16 protein-coding genes are annotated in these 21,209 nt (G+C 56.7%); 5 read left to right on the top strand and 11 right to left on the bottom strand.

Annotation, left to right across the window (positions count from 1 at the left end; translation table 11 throughout):
* Positions 1–294 precede the first annotated feature (294 nt).
* The 6 genes from CEE69_RS29820 to CEE69_RS29795 form a co-directional block, all read right to left on the bottom strand.
* Positions 295–1,674 carry a DUF1015 domain-containing protein gene (locus CEE69_RS29820; RefSeq protein ID WP_261341367.1) on the bottom strand — a complete coding sequence of 460 codons (1,380 nt, stop codon included), beginning with the start codon at positions 1,672–1,674 and terminating at the stop codon, positions 295–297.
* A gap of 56 nt (positions 1,675–1,730) precedes the next feature.
* Positions 1,731–2,771: an N-acetyl-gamma-glutamyl-phosphate reductase gene (gene argC / locus CEE69_RS29815; protein WP_099264173.1), complete on the bottom strand. Its 1,041-nt coding sequence runs from the start codon at positions 2,769–2,771 to the stop codon at positions 1,731–1,733.
* A gap of 218 nt (positions 2,772–2,989) precedes the next feature.
* Positions 2,990–3,454, bottom strand: coding sequence for a response regulator (locus CEE69_RS29810; RefSeq protein WP_099264172.1), 465 nt, complete (start codon positions 3,452–3,454; stop codon positions 2,990–2,992).
* Positions 3,451–5,373: a sensor histidine kinase gene (locus CEE69_RS29805; RefSeq protein ID WP_233215789.1), complete on the bottom strand. Its 1,923-nt coding sequence runs from the start codon at positions 5,371–5,373 to the stop codon at positions 3,451–3,453. The genes CEE69_RS29810 and CEE69_RS29805 overlap by 4 nt, the downstream gene beginning before the upstream one ends.
* A gap of 5 nt (positions 5,374–5,378) precedes the next feature.
* Positions 5,379–6,656: an ABC transporter substrate-binding protein gene (locus CEE69_RS29800; RefSeq protein ID WP_099264170.1), complete on the bottom strand. Its 1,278-nt coding sequence runs from the start codon at positions 6,654–6,656 to the stop codon at positions 5,379–5,381.
* Between the two features lie 305 nt (positions 6,657–6,961).
* Entirely contained in the window at positions 6,962–8,758 is a 1,797-nt protein-coding gene (locus CEE69_RS29795) for a 30S ribosomal protein S1 (RefSeq protein WP_007324371.1), read from the bottom strand.
* Positions 8,759–9,095: 337 nt separating this feature from the next.
* Between CEE69_RS29795 and CEE69_RS29785 the strand changes: the two genes are divergently transcribed.
* Both CEE69_RS29785 and CEE69_RS29780 read left to right on the top strand, forming a co-directional pair.
* Complete coding sequence (locus tag CEE69_RS29785; RefSeq protein WP_008655679.1) at positions 9,096–9,356, top strand: hypothetical protein; 261 nt, start codon at positions 9,096–9,098, stop codon at positions 9,354–9,356.
* Between the two features lie 238 nt (positions 9,357–9,594).
* A complete protein-coding gene (locus CEE69_RS29780) occupies positions 9,595–10,605 on the top strand; it encodes a substrate-binding domain-containing protein (RefSeq protein WP_099264168.1) in 1,011 nt (336 codons plus the stop codon).
* 156 nt (positions 10,606–10,761) lie between these two features.
* Here the strand turns inward: CEE69_RS29780 and CEE69_RS29775 are convergent, their stop codons facing one another.
* From CEE69_RS29775 to CEE69_RS29760, 4 genes are read right to left on the bottom strand one after another with little or no spacing between them, the layout of a single operon-like run.
* Complete coding sequence (locus CEE69_RS29775; RefSeq protein ID WP_099264167.1) at positions 10,762–12,270, bottom strand: DUF389 domain-containing protein; 1,509 nt, start codon at positions 12,268–12,270, stop codon at positions 10,762–10,764.
* Complete coding sequence (nagB, locus tag CEE69_RS29770; RefSeq protein WP_099264166.1) at positions 12,267–13,022, bottom strand: glucosamine-6-phosphate deaminase; 756 nt, start codon at positions 13,020–13,022, stop codon at positions 12,267–12,269. The genes CEE69_RS29775 and nagB overlap by 4 nt, the downstream gene beginning before the upstream one ends.
* Before the next feature lie 22 nt (positions 13,023–13,044).
* Positions 13,045–14,442, bottom strand: a complete 1,398-nt coding sequence (locus tag CEE69_RS29765) for an HD domain-containing protein (protein ID WP_099264190.1) — start codon at positions 14,440–14,442, stop codon at positions 13,045–13,047.
* Positions 14,443–14,456: 14 nt separating this feature from the next.
* A complete protein-coding gene (locus tag CEE69_RS29760) occupies positions 14,457–15,302 on the bottom strand; it encodes a hypothetical protein (protein ID WP_099264165.1) in 846 nt (281 codons plus the stop codon).
* Between the two features lie 702 nt (positions 15,303–16,004).
* Here CEE69_RS29760 and CEE69_RS29750 point away from each other — a divergent pair.
* From CEE69_RS29750 to CEE69_RS29725, 3 genes are all read left to right on the top strand, one after another.
* Entirely contained in the window at positions 16,005–16,949 is a 945-nt protein-coding gene (locus CEE69_RS29750; protein ID WP_099264163.1) for a GDP-L-fucose synthase family protein, read from the top strand.
* Positions 16,950–17,255: 306 nt separating this feature from the next.
* Complete coding sequence (gmd, locus tag CEE69_RS29745) at positions 17,256–18,266, top strand: GDP-mannose 4,6-dehydratase (protein WP_099264162.1); 1,011 nt, start codon at positions 17,256–17,258, stop codon at positions 18,264–18,266.
* 850 nt (positions 18,267–19,116) lie between these two features.
* A complete protein-coding gene (locus CEE69_RS29725; RefSeq protein WP_199169989.1) occupies positions 19,117–20,442 on the top strand; it encodes a nucleotide sugar dehydrogenase in 1,326 nt (441 codons plus the stop codon).
* A 558-nt stretch (positions 20,443–21,000) separates the two neighbouring features.
* Here the strand turns inward: CEE69_RS29725 and CEE69_RS33430 are convergent.
* The coding region (locus tag CEE69_RS33430; RefSeq protein WP_233215786.1) for a hypothetical protein at positions 21,001–21,209 on the bottom strand (209 nt) is incomplete at its 5' end.

The following is a 21,209-nucleotide window of genomic DNA, read 5'->3' as shown; positions in this document are numbered from 1 at the left end:
AACATAGCCAGCGGGCAACGCCCCTGGTCTTGCAACGTGCCACCCGCACGTTTTGGCCAACGGCCAAATTCATCCGACTCATCGCCCCAGACGAACCGTTCGTCGAATGCCAACGGCGGCCCCGTCCGGGGCGGTTGTGCATGCATGGCTCCGGAGGAGTCCGCGTTCCTAGCTCGGGGTGTCAGCCCCGAGAACCGTTACCCAGAAAACATGTCCATCCGCCCCGGACGGGGCCGTCGAATTGGAACATCGGGGCTTGCGGCGTATCGCCCCATTCTCCGACTCCCTCAACACTCACGGCATCAATCGATGAAATGCCGAACCACTCAGCAACTTGGGATAGAAGTAGGTGCTTTTGGCGGGCATGCGTTCGTGGTTCAAGCTGATCTGCTCGACATCCGACACCGTGGCGGGCATCACGAGCGCCGCGAAGGTGTATTCGCCGTCGCCTTCTGATTCCGCGGCGTCGGTCTCGCCTTTCAAGCCGGCCAACACATCCGTCACCTCGTGGACATAGGTTGGCTTGGGATGATTTGTTTCTTCCAAGCAATCCTCCAACACCAACTTGTGCAGCAAGCTGACTCCCAGCGATCGCCACGTCTCACTTTGGTCGCAGGCAAGCTCCGACATGCGGGCCATCGCCTTCTCATTCGCGTTGACCATCACCCACGTCTCATCTTCCGCGGCATACAACGCCATCAAACTTTGACGATTCGCCAATTGGATTCGCGTCCAAGCATCAGGTGCCGCAGACATGCCACCGCTCAGCGTTTCGCAATCGAAACGATCGCCAAGTCGTTCGATCAACTCATCGGAACGCAGTGGACGAATGCCGCGAATCAGTCGGTGCGTTGGCAGCACGACCAATCCTGGATCGTTCATGCCCACCAACATCGTCATCACAAAGTTCACCGGATGATCCGGGGCGATCCCGCCGGCCTGCTCCGTAACGAAATCCCGGTAGTCACATGCCGTTTCGTATCGATGGTGTCCGTCGGCAACGAACATCGGTTTGTCCGCCAACAATTGACTGGCCTTCGTGACTGCTTCGGAATCCGTGATCGGCCAAACGGTGTGAACCACGCCCGCATCGTCGGTGGCTTCGATCGGTGTGACATCGGCCTTGGCAGCTTCCAGGCATTCAATGACCGCATTGTCATTGTCGGGGTACAAACCAAAGATTGGGCTGTTGTTCTGCTCCGTCGCCTTCAGCAGTTTCAGACGATCCACCTTCGCCTTGGGAAGCGTTTCCTCGTGCGGATGGATGTTGCCTTTCCCAAAAGGCTCCAAACGAACTCGCCCCATGAACCCGCGCCGGGTCACGGTCTTGGACTCACCTTCCTCGCCGGAGACCACAAAGGTTTGGTGAGAAAGATAGAACGCCGGTTCGTCGTCCTGCTTCAGCACACCTTCGCTGATCCACTGTTTAACGAAACCGGCTGCTCGCGAGTACGTCTCGCCAACCTCATCACCAGGTTCCTCGCGATTCAAGATCACGCGAATCACATTGGATGGGTGCCGCTTGTAAAGCACGTCTTGATAGTCTTCGTCAATGACGTCATACGGCGGAGCGACAACTTCGGACAACGACCGAATGTGATCCAGGTTGTAACGCAACGCGGCAAACGGTGTGACCTCTGGCATAACAAGCTCCGATGCAGAACAACGTTTCAAGTCCAAGTCGATTTCCAAACATCCGTGGCATGAACCTCACGCCAACGACTGCGAAATCACATCAACAAACCAGCCGTTTCTGGCAAACCGAACATCACGTTCATGTTTTGCACGGCCGCGCCGCTGGCACCCTTGGTCAGATTATCGATCGCACAAACGATGACAGCACGTTTGCCCGAGGGACGAACCGAAATCTGAACGTGGTTGGTCCCGGCGACATACTTCGTCGCTGGCAAGTGATCGACCACGTGGACGCAAGGTTGGTCCGAGTAAGTGTCTCGCAACAAACTCATCATCGAACGAACGGCTTCCTCCACCGAGCCAGCTTTGCCCGCCGGCTTCACATAAATCGTCGACAGGATGCCACGATCCATCGGTGTCAGGTGAGGCGTGAACATCACTTCGATCGGAGCCCCCGCGATCCGTTCAACCAAGTCCGCGATCTCGGGTGCGTGACGGTGAGTGCCTACCGCGTAGGCGGAGATCGATTCGTTGGTCTCGCAGTACAGCGTTCCCAATTTCGGTGAACGACCGGCTCCTGACACGCCCGACTTGCTGTCGACAATGATGTCGTCGGTATCGATCAATCCCGCTTTCACCAGTGGAGCAAGTGGCATGATCGCAGACGTGGGATAGCACCCTGGATTGGCAACGATGTCCGCACTGCGAATTTCGTCCGCGAAAAACTCGGGCATGCCGTAGACGACATTGCCAATCCGTTCCGGCCATGGATGCTTGACGCCGTACCAGTGCTCGTACGTCTCAAGGCTCGACAGCCGGAAATCGGCACTGAAGTCGATCACCCGCATGCCAGCGTCGGCCAATTGCTTGACGCTTTCTGCGGAGGCTCCGTGGGGCAAGCAGCACATCGCAACGTCGGCCGATTTGGCGATCACGTCCGCGTCGAGCGGTTGCAGCGCCACGTCGCAGCGTCCGGCCAACATCGGATGAATTTCCGACAGCGGTTTGCCCTCGTCTTGGCGACTGGTCGCGACCACCAACTCCGCACTGGGATGGGTGAGCAACAGTCGGGCGACTTCGAGTGCGGTGTAACCGGTCGATCCAACGAGAGCGACGCGAAGATTAGATGATGACATGATGCAACTAAGGAGGCTTCAACTCGGAACGGGTTCACTCAAGTGGTGAACGATCTCGCACCGATGTTGTCGCTTTTTCCGGCGCCAACGACAACCATGTGACTCCATCGGAAAAGCTGGTCGGCCGAGCCGCGCGAAGAACAGGAGTCCAAATGCAGACAGCTATCAGCCCGAGATGAGCACCAGGCCCTTGTCGCGCGAAGCACTCCAACAGGTCGTCAGTCGCTCTTGCGGCCCAGGGTCGGGAAGACCAGGCGTCCCGCGAATTGGCGTGCGATTTCCAGCACCGATGCCAAGTCGTCTTTCTCAAAATAGCCAGCGACGTTTTTGTCGTAGGCCAATGCAATGTCGCGTTTATGGCGAGAAGTCGTCACAACGAATACAGCCAACCGTTTCAACGATTCGTCCCGGCGGACTTCTGCCAAAAATTCGTGCCCATTGAGTCCAGGCATGTTCAGGTCGAGAAACGCCAGAACGCCGATATCGTCGTTCTCGTCGACCATGTCACGCAGCTTTTGCAAAGCTTCGCCGCCATCGCTGGCGTGGACCAATTCGCAATCGACGTGGTTGCGTTTCACCGCACGGCGAAACGCCTCGGCGTCAACCGCGTCGTCCTCGATCAAAAGGAACGTCGGACGTTTCACGTCGTCTTGGTTCGAGCTGTCGACAGGAGACGGTTTCATGTGGGCACGTTTGCAATGGGGTCTGCAGCGAGAGCGCCGTTGGATGACGCCTTCACTGTATCGATCTGTACCGGCCAAGTGAACCAGAATGTGGTTCCCTCTCCCGGTGACGACTGGATTCCTATTTCTCCGCCGTAATGTTCCACATGTTTCTTCGCGATCGCAAGTCCCATGCCGCTTCCTTCGGAAACTTCTGGAGCTACTCGCTGATACATTTGGAATACCTTTTCGTGAAATCGAGGCTCGATCCCGATGCCGTTGTCGCTGACTTCCCACTTGTACCAACCATCTTTCTCGCAGCAACGAACATCGACGTGTCCGTCCAGTCCCTTGTCGTTGTACTTGATCGCATTGGTGATCAGGTTCAATAACACTTGCTTCAATGGAGTCCGAGCGGTCGACAAAGTTGGAAGCGAATCCCAAGTGACGCGACAACCGTCCGAATTATCCGCCATTTCAACGATTGATGAAACCAGTTCATCGCTGTCCACCATTTCCGGGCGAGTGTCCAAGCGACCAACACGGGAATAATTGAGCAGATCGTCGAGCAGGCATTCCATGCTCCGAACGCGAGATTGCATGTGAGCCAAATGCGTTTGCGAGGTTTCAGGCAAGATGTCTTCGCAGTCTTCCTGGACCCAACTCGCCAAATGCTGAATTCCTCGCAAAGGAGACTTCAAATCGTGGGACGCAATGTAGGCGAAGTTATCGAGTTCGCGGTTGGACTCAACAAGTGCATCCGCCTTTTTTGCCAGCTCTTCGCTGAGAGATTCCGAGCGTTTCAGCAGCTGATTGGTTTCCTGATTCTTGTCGCTAAAGACTCTCGCCGCGTTGATCATCTGAGCGATTTCGTCGGTGCGTCCGCTTTCATCGGCGATGGCCATCGTTTCGCCAGCCGCCAAGCGCCGGAACATCTCGGTCAAGCGACCAATGGGCCCGACAACCGCCATCGAGAGGGTCGTCGCCAGCAGGATGGCGAGCAAAACCGCTCCGATCGCGGCGCCCGCGGCCAAGTACTGCGACCGCTTGAAAGACGCTTCGCGGTTCCGCTGGTTCAGTGCCTTCTGCTCCTGAACGTAAGTCTTCAGCTGTGAAGACTGATAACTAAACTCCGATATTTCACCAGCCATCACGACGTTGGAATAAACCATGTAACCGCGAGTGGCTTGGAACGCTCGAGTCCCAACTCGTTGAAATTCGGCGAGACTCGCAAGAATTTCCTCGATCAGTTGTTGAACATCGTCCTCTTGGTTCTCAGGATCGTCCTTCAGTTCTTTGCAAATCAGCCGGGATCGCTCGAGGTGTTGAGTCGCGAGATCGAAGCTCTCGGATTTCGGATGATTGAAGTATTCAAGCAGTGATCGATGGGCCGAGACATACGCTCCTCGAGACCCGCCGTGCTTGCGTATCTGTGGTTCTTTCTCGACCGGAGTCTCCATCCACTCGGCGCGAAGTTCGTTGAATGCAACGCGAACACGTTCTGCCTTTTCCGGCAACTCAACCTGAACCAAACGAGATCGGATCTCGCGTTCTTCCGCAGCCAATTTCATTTGACTGTTCAATACGTCTAAGTGGCCTTCCATTTGGTTCAACGTGTCTTGGATCGCGGGGTTGTTGCCCTTCGCCCGCTCAATCTCTGCCGCCAAACCGTCCTGCAAACTCAACGCGGCGCGGTACTGCGCGGAAGCTCCAGTCAGCAAATATCGTTCGCTACGAGACTTCAGCTCCTGAACCTTCCGGTCGATCGATTCAATTGCGACCGACGTGTTCTCCGCTCGTTGGTACTCAGCAAAGCTCTTCAACAACGCCGATTGCCCGGTGATACCAATCCAGGCACTCGTTACACACAACAGCACGAAACAAGCAGACGCCAAGTAAATGCGCTGCCTCAGAGTCTGTCCTACAAAGCGAGCCAACATTGCATTCATCCTGACAAGAACTCATTCCAATGCTGGAGGCTGGCCTCGTACGACTTCATGACCGTGTTCCAAACCGCGATATTGCTGAATCGCTTTTCGTAAGAACCGCCGTCACGAGAGTGGCCCTGCTTCACGACGACCTGTCCCGTGGTGCCGAGCAAATCTGTCTCCGCTGGTTCGCCTTGGTACCAGTAGTCCCACTCGGCTGAGCTGAGTTCCTCGCGAGAACGTTGGGGATTCGAGATGTAGTAACCTTGCCTTGCAATGAAAGCACCAGGCCATCCCGACAGCCACCAATTCATGTATTCGTAGGCCGCGTCCTTGACTGGACCGGTCGTCTTCGAGGACAAGCACATCACACCATGCCAAGCCCGATAGCCTTCTTTGGGCGATGCATAGACGCAATCGATCCCGCGGCCCTTCAGGTCAAATACGGCGGGAGAAAACATGCTTTCGATCACAGCTTCGCCGCGGCTCATCAAATCAACCGACGCTGGAACGCTGCTCCAAACCCCGCGAAAATGTCCGCTCTGCCGATAAGGCTCCAAGACTTTGAAAAGCGTTTCCAGATCTGTTTCGCTGAGATTGCCGATGTCTTCAAACTCCGCCAAACCTTTCGCTTGGACCGCCAAGGCGAGATCGAACAATCCGATCGTTGGCTCATTCACGATCGCGACTCGTCCGGCCCATTCCTCATCGAGCAACCACGCCCAGGATTCGGTCTCGTACGGAATGCCTTGAGGTACGACGGCGGCGTCGTAGCCAAACGAATCAACGTTGTGGACATAGGGCAGGAAGGTAACGTGGTCGGTCGCCTTGCCGCCAAGCGTTCCATCGGGCTGGATAAACAACAGTTTGTTCGGCGCGTCACCCGCCCCTCGTTTCGCATCGGGCGTCAAACGTCCGACTCGAGTCAGTGGGTTGATCTCGTCCCAGTAACGGATGCGGTTTCGTTCGATCGGTTGGATCGCCCCAGCCTGCCAAAGGACCCGAATGCTGTTGGACCATTGCTCGTACAAGTCGAACGTTTCCGGTCGCGTTGAAGCTCGGTGCAGCACCTCAGCACTTCCGCCGGGCGAGAACTCCAGTTGGATCCCGAGATCAGCCTCGGCACGGACGCGCAAATCTTCTTGCAACGTCACGTGTGTCCCCAGGACTCGCACGACCGGTTTGGTCGGGACGTGAATCGTCGGAGGATCGAACGCCGTCGATCGAGCGATCGGCGTCGATGCAGCAACGGTCGCCAGCGTTGCGCCAATCATTTCGCGTCGATTGAGATTCATGGCAACCGTCGTAAAATATGAGATCGTGGAGAAACAAGCAGGAGCAGTCTTTGAAAGCTGACCGCATGTCAGAGATAAAACATACGGCGCAAACAAAAACGGGCGTCTGAAGCAGATCAAACGCCCGTTGTATGTGTCAACTGTTCAATGCTCTGCGTACTCAAGATGAGCACGCCTCGTTTCGATCCCATATCCCCCATCGAAGCTGTGAAGGCCGAAAGAGGCCCTCCAACGATGAGAAACCTTTTCAACCGAGCAACCGGATGCGAAAACATCCGATTTGGCTCGATCGAAAATTTTTCGGACTATTCCGAGTCGGAAGTCGGGATCAACGGTCCAGCCGATCCCAAACCGCCCTTCAAATCGCCTTCGTCCATCGGAGTCGGCATGCCCGACTCGGCGGCTTCGGCTGCGGCGGCGGTCTTCTCTTGCTCTTCGCTCCAGTCAACTCGTTTGAGCGACAGACCGATTTTGCGTTCGTCGGTGTCCACGCGAAGCACTTTGACTTCGATTGGATCGCCAACCTTGACCACTTCTTCCGGATCTTCGACTTTGTGCTCGGCCAATTCGCTGATGTGCAGCAAACCTTCCAAGCCGTCTTCGAGTCCGATGAAGACACCGAAGTTGGTGATCTTCGTGACCTCACCCTTGACCAATTGGCCGGGTTGGTACTTGTCTGGAATGTCGCCATCCCAGGGGTCGTTGTCGAGTTGCTTCAGACCCAAAGCGATCCGGCGACGTTGTTCGTCGACGCTGAGGATACGGCATTCGATCTCTTGGCCCTTCTCCAGCACTTCGCTCGGGTGAGCGATCTTGCGGGTCCAGGACATGTCGCTGACGTGCAACAGACCGTCGATCCCTTCTTCCAACTCGATGAAGGCACCGTAGTTGGTGAGGTTGCGAACCTTGCCCTTGACGTCTTTGCCTTCGGGGTAACGTTCGAGGACTTCGTCCCATGGGTTTTTCAGCGTTTGCTTCATACCCAGCGACAATTGCTGACCTTCGGGATCGACACCCAAGATCATGACATCGATCTTGTCGCCGATATTGACCAATTCGCTTGGGTGATTGACCCGTTTGGTCCAGCTCATTTCGCTGATGTGAACCAGACCTTCGATGCCTGGTTCCAGCTTCACGAACGCACCGTAGCTCATCACGTTGACGACTTCGCCAGGATGAACCGATTCGACCGGGTACTTGGTCTCGATGTTTTCCCAAGGGTTGCGGTCTTTTTGCTTCAGACCCAAAGCAATTTTTTGCTTTTCGCGGTCGATGTGCAGAACCTTGACTTCGATCTCTTGGTCGATCGACAGCATTTCGGTTGGGTGACCGATTCGTTCCCAAGCCATGTCGGTGATGTGCAACAAACCGTCGATGCCGCCGAGGTCAACGAACGCACCGAAGTCGGCGATGTTCTTGACGATACCTTTGCGGATTTGGCCGACTTCCAGCTCTTGCATCAAGTAAGCGCGATCTTCTTCACGCTGACGTTCGATCAAGCTGCGGCGGCTGATGACGATGTTGCGACGAGTGTCGTCGATCTTGAGCACTTCGGCTTGGACAACACGACCGATGAAGTCGCCGATGTCGCCGGGACGACGAATGTCGACTTGCGAACCAGGCAGGAAGACGTTGACGCCGATGTCGACGAGCAAGCCACCTTTGATTTTGCGAATGACGGTACCGGTGACCACTTGGCCCTCGGCAACCGTTTCCATCATCGCTTCCCATTCGATGATCTTCTCGGCTTTTCGCTTGGACAGCGAAATCATGCCATAAGGATCGTCGGCTGCACCGAGCTCATCCTCCATCTCTTCGATCAGAACTTTGACCGTGTCGCCGATCTTCGGCTGGTCCTCTTCGGGACCCCACTCATCCAGTCCGACCGTGCCTTCACTTTTGAAGCCGACGTCGACGAGAGCCCACTCGTCGTTCAGTTCAACAATTCGTCCGTCGACGATTTTGCCGGAGTTGTAATCTTGCTGCTCAGCAGCAATCGCGTCGAGAAGCCATTCTTCGGCTTCGTCCTCCGGGGCAAGCAGCGCCAAATCGCCGAGGATGTCGTCGTCTTCGAGGGAGCGGATGAGGTTGCGGTTAACCATAAAAACGTTACCGATGGTGAAATCGTATCGATCGGGCTCCGGCAAATGACCCGTCGATCCGTCACCTGGGTTGGTGGTGTGGATTGTAAAACTATAGCCGGAGGGGGGCGTCCCCGCGGACTCGCCGCGGCGCCTAGCCGAGAAGCCTACCAAAGTCGGAAATTCGTCACAATGCGTTTGTTGGTCTGGACACCCCGCCGACGATTGTTTTACAGGCGACGAACGTGAGGCATGACACGTGATCTGAGACCCGTGGACGGATCGCAGCCACCCGGACACCGAAATCCTCGGTCCATCAGCGGCGATCCTTCACCGACACCAACCACCCAATTGAGATATGAACCTGAATTTTTTCGACTGGCTACGAGACGGCGTTCGCCAATCCGTCATCCTGGGCGTGAGCGACGCGGTCGAGCAAATCGGCACTCCTGACGAGTCGTCCGAAATCAACCCGCAAGTCGCGGCGTTGCTGCAAGAACCGACGACGGGTAAACAAGCCCTGCCGGCCAAGAAGGGCACGCGCTCGACCGGCCGAAAAGCCGCCCCGCGGAAACGCTTGGGCAAGTCGCTGCAGGAATTGAATCCGCCGGCGAAGTGATCTCGCCCGCGAGACCAACTCCGCTGCCGAAAAACGCACGCTGGCCTCCCAAGGCCGGCGAAGGCAAATCGTCGGGTCGCAGAGCCTGACCGGCACGCTCAATAGGGCCACAAAGCAAACGCTCCACGTCGACTCACGTGGTGGCGCCTTTTTGGCCAAATCGGGTTAGAATCAGAATCGAACGTTCACTTCCCTGCAGAACGATCCTTTCCTTCGCTTCCCAATGAGACCACGCCCGATGTCAAAAGGCCGGATCACGATCCAGGACATCGCCAATCGAGCAGAAGTCTCCAAGAGCACCGTTTCGCGAGTCCTCAACAGCCCGCTGATTGTCCAAGCCGACAAACGCGAACGCGTGATGGCGACAATGGCGGAACTGGGCTACGAACCCAATCAAGTCGCTCGATCGTTGGCCGGTGGCCGCTCGATGACAATCGGGATCGTGACCCAAAACATCGGCACGCCGTTCTATGACTCGGTCGTGCAAGGCGTGATGCAAGGGCTGAACGGAACGGGCTTCTCACCCATCGTCGGTGACGCGATGCTGAAGCAGAATTTGTTTCTCGACGCCGCCCGAACTCTGATGGGACGAAATGTCGACGGATTGATTTTGATCGCGGGCGACATACCGTCTGAAAAAATCGAAGAACTCGGCGAGCAAAAACCAACACTGGTCGTCGCGAGAGAAATGCCGGATTGGAATGGCGTGAACATCGCAACGAACAACTTCCAAATCGGTGCCAACGCGACGCAAACGCTGATCGATCACGGCCATCGAGAAATCGTTCACATCTCGGGGCCCGCGGATCACATCGATGCGATTGGCAGGCTCGCTGGATTCCAACACGCGATGCAGCAAGCCGGAATCGAGGTGACCAACGATCACATCATCCACGGTGACTTCCACGCGGAATCCGCCGCGGACGCGATCGAGACACTGGTTCAGCGCGGCGTGCCCTACACCGCGATCTTTGCCGCGAATGACCTGATGGCATTCGGTGCACGACTGGCTCTCCATCGCCGGCAGGCTTCCGTTCCCGATCAGGTTTCGTTGATTGGCGTGGATGATCAACCGGAATCGGAGTGGATGATCCCGCCACTGACCACCATCCGCCAGCCCGGCAAAGAGATGGGCCAGGCCGCAGCCACCGCCATCATCGCGATGATCAACGGCGGCCAACCAGACTTGCCGACACTCGGCGGCGACGTCGTGCTCCGTGAATCGGTTCAGCAAAGAACTGCGACGTAGCTAGACTCGAAACTAACAGCGTTTGTAGCGTCAGGGCGCGAGCCCTACGGTGTTGCGGCACCGGGCGGCTTGCGCCGCACCGCTATGTGAGGTCGGTGTTTTAAATCGGTTATTTCTCGGTGGAGGACCACCGAGCTACAGTTGCAGGCCGCTTCGTCAGAACAGCCACTTCTCAAGGTGCATCATCCACACCAGCACCAACATCAGCAACGTTACCAACGAAACTGTCATCCGCGTTGCCCACTTGTGCCCTGATTCGACTCGCAACCCGCGAGCGTAGAGCACAAACGATGTCCCGATCATGATCGTCAACACGTTGACGCAGACCAAGATCAGCGGCCCAAACACCGGCCATCCACGCTCGGTCGATTCCCAAACATTGAACGATGCCTGCAAACCCGCGGTCGAAATGGGCGGCACCAACGCCGCCGCAATCGCCGCTCCCGCCAAAGCCGACGACAAGTGACTTCGCGTGCGAGCGTATGAAGCCGCCATGCCGCCGACCAAACCGACACAGAAATCCAACGGCGATGGATTGCAGCGGCCCCACATCTCATCCGTCACAACCGGATGATGCACCAACCGAACCAGCAATCCAAACAGGAAGCTCGATCCAAACGCGCCCGCAAAACCGATTCCAATCGAAAGCATCGAACGCCGGAACAACGGCCGGTTTCCGTGGGCCAACGACAATCCGGCCCCCATGATCGGCGTCATCAAAGGAGCAATCAACATCGCACCAATGATCACCGCCGCCGAATTCTGCAGTAAACCAAAGGCGGCCAACATCGCCGCCGCCGAAATCAATCCAAGGAACTCCAAACTGGGCTCGGATCCTTCCTCGAGAGACCGAGCCAACTCCAACCGTGCCTCACGATCCATCGGCTCGGCCACGTGACTGGCCCAATAGCGAACGCTCGCCGACAACGACTGATTCCAACTCTCTTTCTGACTGACCAACGCCACCGAGGCTTGCGTCGATTGACCAAGCAACGCTCGAGCAACTTTGTAGTGCGGCTCGGACGAAGGCTTCGAACCAAACGGCACCCAAATCAAATCGCCAGCGTCACAGCGCTGGCGTTCCAAACTCAGTGCTTTCTCGATCGCCGCATCAATTGGGTCAGGATGCTCTGACTCGGAATCAGACGGCGGCTCACTTTGCTTGGCTAGTTCGGTCAACCATTCGTGTCCCAAATGCAACCCGGGATCCATCCCCAACAAACGCCGCGAGATCCATCGGGTTACTTTGTCAGACGAATCGTCGATCGAGAAAACATGATGAGACGACTCCGGCGGAGCTCCCTTCGAACTCAGCCAAACTGATTTGATCGCACACCGATCGAACAAGGTCGCTTGGAACCGGTCGTCATCCACATCGTCGACCATCAACAACAAACGCGAATCCCACTTGGCCAGCTGCAGCGAAATCGCCTCCACATCGGCTTCCACTCGCTCGACGCGATTGGGTGACTTCGTGGCTGCTTGCTTCGGCGACTCTGACCCGATGCTCTCCAGCTCCTTTTGACTGCGAAGCTCCAGCGTTCGGTGATCCAACCCCAGCACCAGTATGTCCGCACGCAACTTCGTCGATTCCGCGAATTGACGAAGCCAGGGCAGCCCATCGGCCAACTGCTTCTGCGAACCGACCAGCAACGTGACGCTCATGCCCGCGAACCCAACAAGCTTGCCGCGGCTTCGTCCAACACAAACGTGACGCTTGAATGCTGCTGAAGAAACGACGCCGGCATCTGCGAAGTAACCGGGCCGCGAACGGCTCGCTCGACCGCTTCCGCTTTCGACTCGCCCGTCGCGATCAAAACAATCTCACGAGCTTCCAAAATGGTCGCGATTCCCATCGTGAGTGCCCGCCGCGGAACGTCCTCGGGTGCTTCAAAAAACCGTGCATTCGCGGCGATGGTTTCTTCCGTCAAATCCACCACTCGCGTGCGACTGTCTTCCGTCGCACCGGGCTCGTTAAACCCGATGTGCCCGTTCGCACCCAAACCAAGCAATTGCAAATCGATGCCGCCCGCTTCGGTGATCAATGCCTCGTATTGCTCTCCCGCTTTCGCCAGATCATCCGCCGTTCCATCGGGCAGATGGGTGCGCTTTGGATCAAAGTCGGTCTCACCGAACAAACGAGATCGCATGTACGCGTGATAGCTTTGTGGATGAGCGGGCGGCAACCCAACGTATTCGTCCAAGTTGAACGTGGTGGCCTGCGAAAACGACAGGTGACCGGCTCGCACCTTCTCAACCAAAAGCTCATACGTTCGTTCGGGAGTTCCACCCGTGGCCAGGCCAAGAACACTTGCCGGTTCGCGACGAACCTGCTCGACGATGCAACCCGCCAATCGTGCGGAGGCCGATTCGTGGTCGGCAACAATCTCTAACTCAATCACGTTGATTCCGCCCACCCGCTCAAAAAGGATCCCAGAGTCACGCCCACTGTTTCTCTGTTTCAGCAACCGCCGCGGTCAGCCATCTTCTCATCGAATCGCCAGGCAAATCAGCCAGGCAATCTCGAACCCACTCCGGCACAAAGACGCGAACGCGTTTGACATGATTGTCGAACTGCCGGTTGGCCAACACCGACGCAACCGGCGAGACATCCCCCAGCGTCGCGACCTCGCCCGACCGAAGCACGATGTCGATGTTGATGTCGACCTCCAGCTTGACCGGAGGCGCATCAATCAGCACCAACTCCGGCTCAACGGGCTTTCCAATCGCATCGCTGATAGAATCGGCCAATGGTTGCGAACAAGACGCGAGCCACCAATACGGACGCCTCGCCAGAATCTGGTGCATGTCTTCGCCGGACTCAACGTTGAACTCCGCCGCTCGCTTAAGCAACTTCCGAGTCGGCCCGAACAACCCATCCGCCAAACTCTTCACCGGTCCACCACGCTGATCCGCAGCGTCAACAAACCGACTGACCCAAGCTGACTCGCTTAGATCTATCCACTCGGTGATGTCGGCTTTCTGGCCGTCGACAGTTTGCTGCAACTCGTGAACGGCTCGCTGCAACATCGCGGTGGCGGACCGAACCGTGTGATGCCAGTAGACTTCGCTGAACATCACATAGCGACCGAAGACCATCATCTCCGCCGCAGTACGTCCTTTTTCGTGAATGGCTAGCTTCGGCCGATCCGGATGCCGGACCAACGAAGCGATGATTCGCATCGGATCAAAGTTTCGACCGTACGGAACCCCCGCATGCAGACTGTCACGTTGCAAGTAATCCAATTTGTCGACATCGATTGGCCCACTCAGGCAGCTCGCATAAAACGCGATGTGCTCCGACGGAGTTGCCGCTGGATACTGATCAATCTTTTTCGGACACAGGATCGCCATGACGTCGTCGGCGGTGCACGACCAATCCGCCAGCAGTGCATCGGCGAGCGGCCCGGACCGCAACATCGCTTCGACACGTTCCTCGTGTCGCGGCATACCGGACTGGCCCATGTCTTCGATGGGATGGCAAAACGGCCAGTGACCAGCATCGTGCACCAAAGACGCGACAATGAAGGCTTCTGATGCACGAACGTCATCAGCGTCTTGGGTTGCTGGGCTTTGATTCGCTAGGCTCGGCTCGCCGACCTGATTCAAGACTCGTAATGCCCAGGCATAGACGCCAAGCGAATGCTCCAATCGGCTGTGCATCGCTCCCGGATAAACCATGGACACCAACCCGAGCTGACTGATCGACGCCAGCCGCCTCATTGGAGAGGTGTCAATCAATCGCTGAACACGAGCCGAGACGGGGACATCGATCGCCGGCGGAATCCGCAACCGTGACGGCCCGCGATCCATCAAATGCACTTCAGGAACACACACAGATTCGCGGTCGCTCAAACGGACAAATCCTGAACCGTGCCATTCATTTGCCTGGCTCGATCGAGAAATGTTGATTCAGTCGCCCTGGTAACCTCCACCGGGAAAGACAATTGCACGAGATCGTCGACGAACTCCTCGTCTTCCCAATCCGGATCCAGCTCACGGCGTGCTCCCGGTTGCCCCGCGAGCGAAACACCTGCGACCAGAGCCAGCAAAATCACGGTGACGAAGTACAAACCGGATTGAGCCAGCCCGTTGATGAACTCCAGCTCAAACGCCCCCACCGAAACCGCCGCCCCGATCAGGATCATGACGGAAAACACGATCCCGGCCGTCGTCCAAGACATCTCGCTGGCATGGTCCAATTCCAACACGTACGCAGGAACGAACGCGTAGACCAGCCAAATCGCTGTGTAAATCGCCGAGCAGATCAGGACTCGGTTGCGAAGCTCAACCCCAGCGTAGGGTTCCAATTCAGCGTCGTGAACGAAGCTGTACCCTGTTCGCACCACGGGCGGCGCAAGCAATAGAATCCCGATAATCTGAGCCCATAGCGGAGCCCCACCCATCGCAAAGCGGAACCCGAGAGCCAGAAAGAGCATCCCAATGACAACGCCTGCTGCGATGTAGAGGTGCCGCCGCGTGAAATCTCGGTCTGTCCGAGTGATCGGCTTGAGGACGCTCTGTCCCTTTGAATCCTTCGGCCCATCGTCTTCGGGCGCGTGGATCGTGACGGCTTCGGAAGCGTCGGGGACCCGAATCGTCTTTTTGCAGGCCGGGCAGGGCCCCTGCTTCCCAGCAAACTTGTCGCTGACTTGGAACCGTTTCAGACAATTTGGACAAGTGACTTGAATCGGCATGGGGGGCGGCGAACCGGTCGAATCGGGACGAAAATATCAGACGGCGGTGCACTTTGTGACAGCCGAAAACGAGCGAGGTGTGGGTTGTAGCGAGAGCTTAACAGAAAATGAATCCGATTACGCCAGCACTGGCGAGTTCGCCGATTCACAATCCATGACACCAACTAATCTTCACGGCATCCCCGGGAAGTTGCTCCTCCGCCCGCTCAGCGTGCTATGGATTGAGTAGCTTTTCACACCGCAGCTCGGGTGCCCCAACGGGGGCGATCAAAAGTTGCGGAGGGGGAAGCGGAATTGGTTCAGGAAGCTAGAATGGACCTGAACCAGATACCTTGAAGTCGTGCAATACGTGCAGCCCCACCAGGTCGCACCCGATGCCGCGACTTTGAGCACTTAACAATCATCCAGATGTGGAAAGTCCGATTAGGCGACGAATTCACTCTGGCTGAACTTTCCGGTCCGCCGGCGGTGACAATGAAACAAGTGTCACCCAAGTGGACGAAGTCCGCGCTGACCAAACGATTTCCTGGTCGAAACGACCGGCACCAGTCATAACCCGCCGCGTCAGCAAGGCCGTCCAAGCCTCCCGTAGGCCAGGTCTCACCTGGCACCCCAACCGATGCTTCCGCCAGGAAGCGAGCCGTCCCCCAAAGCATCCGCCTGTGGCCCTGAGCCCCTGCGGCCCTTTCCCACTTCCCAACAATGCCCCAGAAGATCTTCGTTGCTGGACACCGAGGCATGGTCGGATCGGCCATCCTTCGCCGATTTGCCGACCGCGATGATCTGCAAATCATCACTCGGACTCGGACCGAGCTCGATCTTTGCAACCAAGCTGCTGTCAACGAGTTCTTCGAATCGGAACGCCCCGACACTGTTGTCTTTGCGGCAGCCAAAGTCGGTGGGATTCACGCTAACGCGACCTACCCGGCCGATTTCGCCTACGACAACACCATGATGGCGGCCAACGCCATCCACGCGGCGTACCAAACGGGTGTCTCACGGTTCTTGTTTTTAGGTAGCACCTGCATCTACCCGCGGATGGCTCCTCAGCCGATCCAAGAAGACGCTCTACTGACCAGCCCGCTTGAAGAAACCAACGAGGGATATGCCCTGGCAAAAATCATGGGGCTAAAGCTTTGCCAGTACTACCGACAACAGCACGGCGCACTCTTCCATAGTGCGATGCCTACAAACCTTTATGGCCCAGGCGACAACTACCACCCCGACAACTCACACGTGATTCCGGGCCTCATTCGCCGCTTCGACGCCGCAGCGAAAGAGAACGCCGACTCAGTCACCGTTTGGGGCAGCGGTAAACCAAGACGTGAATTCCTGCACGTCGATGACTTGGCCGCCGCCGTGGAACACCTGCTCAAGCTTGAAAACCCTCCAAACTGGGTCAACGTCGGAACGGGAGTCGACCTCACAATCGCCGATCTTGCCAAAAAGATTGCAGAGGCAACGGGCTTCAAAGGACAAATCGTCCAAGACGCCAGCAAACCAGACGGGACCCCCGTTAAATGCACCGACATCAGCCGAATCCGGTCCACCGGTTGGCAACCAACCATCAGCCTGGACGATGGCCTCACCCAAACCGTCGCCGACTATCGACAACGAGCCCAATCCGGCGAAGTCCGCTCGGTCTAGCCTCTACGTCACCAATCACCACCCGCTGTCATAACCCGCCGCGTAAGCAAGGCTTGTCGAATTTGCTCTAGGTTGGCCACTCTCGGCCGACTTCTAAAACTTCGACGGGCAAGAGTGCCCATCCCACACCGTGAAAACGCCGTAGGCAACTCAAACGACAAGCCGGCAAGCAAGGCGTCCATCCTTCATAAGCCGCCGCGTAAGCAAGGCATCCCCTCACACTCCGTACCCGCATTCGCCAGAATTCGGAAAACCCTGAACCTGTGGCCCTGAGCCCCTGCGTCCCTTTCCCACTCTTTTCCTACCATGACCAAAACCGCACTCATCACCGGCATCACGGGCCAAGACGGCTCCTACCTCACCGACTTGCTGCTGGAAAAGGGCTATCAGGTCCACGGGATCGTTCGTCGAAGCAGCACTTTCAATACCGACCGGATTGATCACGTCTACAAAGACCCGCATGAGTCTTCCAACCTGCACTTGCACTATGGCGATCTGACCGACGGTCAAAACATGACCAACCTCGTCTTGGACATCCAACCCGACGAGATCTACAACCTCGGTGCCCAGTCACACGTGCGGGTTTCATTCGACTCGCCTGTTTACACGGTACAAACCGTTGGCCTTGGCTCGCTAAACGTTCTCGAAGCCGCTCGCCAACTCAACAAGCAAAAACCGACTCGCGTCTACCAAGCCAGCAGCAGTGAAATGTTCGGCGACGTGATCGAAACACCGCAGACCGAAACGACACCGTTTCAACCGCAAAGTCCTTATGCCTGTGCCAAGGTTTACGCCTTCCACCAAACGGTGAATTACCGGCACGCCTATAACTTGTTCGCCAGCAACGGCATTCTCTTCAACCATGAGTCCCCACGCCGCGGCAAAACGTTTGTGACTCGCAAAATCACTCGTGCCGCCACACGGATCAAGCTCGGGCTGCAAGACAAACTCTATCTCGGCAACCTCGACGCCAAACGAGACTGGGGCTATGCCAAAGACTATGTCGAAGGCATGTGGCGAATCCTCCAGCACGACGAGCCCGATGATTTTGTCCTAGCCACCGGCGAAACTCAAACCATTCGCCAGTTCCTCGACTACACCTTCGAAGCCTTGGGCCTGGATTGGAACAAGTACGTCGAGATCGATCCTCGATACTTCCGCCCCACCGAAGTCGACCTGCTACTGGGCGACTACTCCAAAGCCAAAACCAAACTCGGCTGGGAACCAGAAACCAGCTGCAAACAATTGGCTGAGCTGATGGTCGAACACGACCTCGAACTCGCCAAAACCGAGTTAGCCCAAAAGTCACTCTCATAGCACCAAATATGGGATAGGCTTGTGGCCTTTTTGTACCCCACATCTTTTGGGAGCCGCTTGCGTTGGGAATACAAGCGATTTAAGGCTAAACATCCCTTGCCGAGGAATCATTAGTGTTTGATTAGCGGCGATTAGTGTTCCCTTGACCGCTCTGGTGGAACACTAATCCACTCTGATCGGACACTAATCTTTGGTGTTTCGAGATGTGGGGTATAAAAAGGCTTGTGGCCTGTCATCCCCCATATCACCTGTTCCCCATGTCACCTGTAGGCGACGAAGCCCCCTTCGTCGCTCACCTACACCCCACCGAACCTATCAGCTGCCGAGCGTTAGCTCCGGTTCCCTGGCGGCCCCCCTCATCACAACGCGCCGCGTAAGCAAGGCCCACCCCGTAGCCGGACTCGCCAGATTCGGCCATCCACAACCGAGCCTATCAGCCGCCGAGCGTTAGCTCCGGTTCCCTGGCAGCCACCCTCATCACAACCCGCCGCGTAAGCAAGGCCCGCCCCGTAGTCAGATTCGGCCATCCAACATCGTGCACCTCTCCCGAAACGAAGTTTGGGGAGAGGTCGAGCGACGCCGTTCAGGCGTACGCGAGGGTGAGGGCCGAGCATGGGAAACGGCGCGCATTACCCTCCCCCGAATTCTCGCTGAACGCTCGCATTCCGACCCTCCCCAACTGCGTTCAGGAGGGTGATTTCAACCTTGCGAGCACGGCACTTCAACACCGCACGACATCTTCGGAGTGAAGGCCTCGGAACACCATCCTGAGTCCCTTTGACCTTCACGCACAGCCCAGAAGCCTATCCCACTTCCTCTCTCCCCCCGAAGCCGACACCTCATTACCTTCATGCCATCCGAGTTCACTTCGCGGATCCAAGATCACAGCGCCACCATAGGCGTGATCGGACTCGGCTATGTCGGTCTTCCCCTCGCACTGGCCTATGCTGGCGGCGGTTTCAAGACCGTTGGATTCGACATCGATGACAAGAAGACCTCCGCCATCAACGCTGGCACCAGCTACATCAAACACATCGCTGCGGACTCCATTGCCACAGCGATTCAATCCGGCAACCTCGCCGCCACAACAGACTTCAGCCAAATCCGTGAAATCGATGCGATCATCCTCTGCGTCCCCACGCCGCTGGACGAACACTTCGAACCCGATCTCTCCTACGTTGTAGGAACCATCGAATCGATCCTGCCGCATCTGCGTGCAGGGCAAACGATCAGCCTCGAAAGCACGACTTACCCTGGCACCACCGCCGAAGAACTGGTCACTCGCATTGAAGCCGCCGGACTGACCGTCGGCACCGACGTGCACGTCGTCTACTCGCCCGAACGAGAAGACCCCGGCAACCCCGAGTTCGCCGCCACCAACATCCCCAAAGTCGTCGGCGGTCACACGCCAGCGTGCCTGAAGGCAGGCGAAGCCCTCTACGGCAGCGTTTTCGATCAAGTCGTCCCGGTCAGCAGCACACAAGTTGCCGAATTGACCAAACTGCTCGAAAACATTTACCGCAGCGTCAACATCGGATTGGTCAACGAATTAAAACTTGTCGCCGACCAAATGGGCATCGACATTTGGGAAGTCATCCAAGCCGCCAGCACCAAACCCTTCGGCTTCAAAGCCTTTTATCCTGGCCCCGGCCTCGGTGGTCACTGCATCCCAATCGACCCTTTCTACTTGACTTGGAAAGCCCGCGAATTCGGCGTTCACACTCGGTTCATTGAGCTGGCTGGTGAGATCAACCGAGCGATGCCCACGCACATCGTTCGCCGCTGTGCTGATGCGTTGAACCAACACAAAAAAGCCCTCAACGGTAGCAAGGTGCTACTGGTTGGCCTGGCCTACAAACCCAACGTTGACGACGACCGAGAATCACCCTCCTACGAACTATTGGATCGCCTGACCTCGCAGGGTGCCGAGGTCGACTACCACGATCCGTATGTCCCCGTCATTCGCCCATCACGAGAACACTCACACTGGGCCGGCAAACCCAGCGTCGCCTGGGATCAAGCAACGATCCAAAACTACGACCTGGTCCTGATTTCCACCTGGCACGATTGCCTCGACATTCACGAACTCGCCCAGTGGTCCAAATTCATCGTCGACACCCGCAACGCCACTGCCAAACTGCCCCCCGAACAACAAACCAAAGTCCTCAAAGCCTAGTGGGATAGGCTTCCAGCCTTTTTATACCCCACATCTCGAAACACCAAAGATTAGTGTCCGATCAGAGTGGATTAGTGTTCCACCAGAGCGGTCAAGGGAACACTAATCGCCGCTAATCAAACACTAATGATTCCTCGGCAAGGGATGTTTGGTCTTAAACCGCTTGTATTCCCAACGCAAGCGGCTCTCAAAAGATGTGGGGTACAAAAAGGCTTCCAGCCTGTCACCCCCGCACAACCTATAGGCGACGAAGGCCTCTTCGTCGCTGCAAATCTCAACCCGCAGCGTAAGCAAGCCCCAATTCATCACGTTCCCTCTCTGACGAGGTTGTGCAGTTTTCAAGTTGTTATTTTGCAAAGCCTTTGTCATCACCCTCCCCTTGGAGGGTCGAGCGAAGCGAGGGGAGGACTCAGCATTGGATCCAGCGAGTAACCCTCCCCGGCCCGAAGCGGTCCGACCCTCCCAAAGGGAGGGCAAAGCAAAACTACACGACCTCACATGCGACAGGGAAAGGCTGAGGGCCTCCGCCACAACCCGCCCCCTTCCGCAACCAACCTCTTAGCCACCGAGCGTAAGCTCCAGTTCCCAGCAGCCGATCGACAGGCTAGAAGCCTTTTTATACCCCACAACTTTTCCTTGCCTTTTGCCGCGTCCGTGCGAAGATTTTCCGAATTGAATTTTCATCGCACGGAGGTTGCACGGATGGTGGTCGAATGGGTACGGCAGGAGTTTCAATCGTTGGACCTGGGCCACAAGCGGCGGGTCGA

It is taken from the genome of Rhodopirellula bahusiensis (genome assembly GCF_002727185.1).
In the GTDB taxonomy this organism is placed as follows: Bacteria; Planctomycetota; Planctomycetia; order Pirellulales; family Pirellulaceae; genus Rhodopirellula; species Rhodopirellula bahusiensis.
The sequence above is the reverse complement of the archived record's forward strand: the minus strand, read 5'-3'. Positions and strand labels throughout refer to the sequence as shown.